This window comes from Paracnuella aquatica (assembly GCF_003332885.2).
Taxonomy (GTDB): domain Bacteria; phylum Bacteroidota; class Bacteroidia; order Chitinophagales; family Chitinophagaceae; genus Flavisolibacter; species Flavisolibacter aquaticus.
The window spans coordinates 1-827 of record NZ_QOWJ01000049.1 but is presented as its reverse complement, the minus strand read 5'-3'; the positions used below and the strand labels follow the sequence as shown (position 1 = coordinate 827).

1 protein-coding gene is annotated in these 827 nt (G+C 39.8%); it reads right to left on the bottom strand.

Translation table 11 applies throughout. The features are described 5' to 3' along the window. Positions 1–137 precede the first annotated feature (137 nt). Complete coding sequence (locus DRJ53_RS21030) at positions 138–770, bottom strand: tetratricopeptide repeat protein (protein WP_114237636.1); 633 nt, start codon at positions 768–770, stop codon at positions 138–140. Between the last annotated feature and the right edge of the window lie 57 nt (positions 771–827).

Genomic DNA, 827 nt, shown 5'->3' with positions numbered 1-827 from the left:
ACAACGGATTAGCGCTTGCCGATGTACCGGCAATAGCATTCCGTCGGCTTGGTAAGTTAGATAAAGTTGAATAAAGAACAAATACTGAACGACTGCACTTCAGCCGGTATATTGGCAAGCGCCTGTTAGCAGTAATTTTAGTCATCCTGCACATGTTTGTCTAACCAAGTATCACGGTCTTTTACTACACCTAAATACTTGTGGTATCTAAGTCCAGATGTCTCAGCGTTTGCACTTTGTTCGGCAAGTTCTGCAAAGAGTTTCGCTTCGTCTTGCCTGCCTTTATGCTTATTGATAATTGATAAAAGAGAGTTCACTTTATATTTCTGAGCTGGAAACATAAGACTTGATTGCCGCTCTAATAAGATCTGTTCGACTTCATCAAATGAGTTTGTCTCATCAGTTTTGACAACTAATTCCGAATAGTCAAGATATGCCTGGGTTATTACGTTCGGATAAACTTTTTCATAATCCAACGCTTGTTTATAATAGTCTTTTGCTTTTGCGTAATTTTCTTGGAGCTTATATATGTCGCCCAATGTGGAAAGTGCAGAACCTTTATCGAAGTTGTCTTCAGGATATTCGTTCAACATTTTATTCAACAAGTCCTCGGCAACCTTTAGAAGGTCTGTGTCTTGGGTTTGAACTAACTCTATGGCTTGGATTTTTAAGTATTGGGCCCTTCCGTCTTTAGGTGCCCGATTGAGTTTTTCGAAAAACTCTTCTTCGTCAGTTTGCGTCCATGATTTACGTCTGAACCAGTCTGCCATGAGGTTTGTGTCTATTTACTCTGGATTGGAAACGGTGTCACAAAAATTACTGCTAAC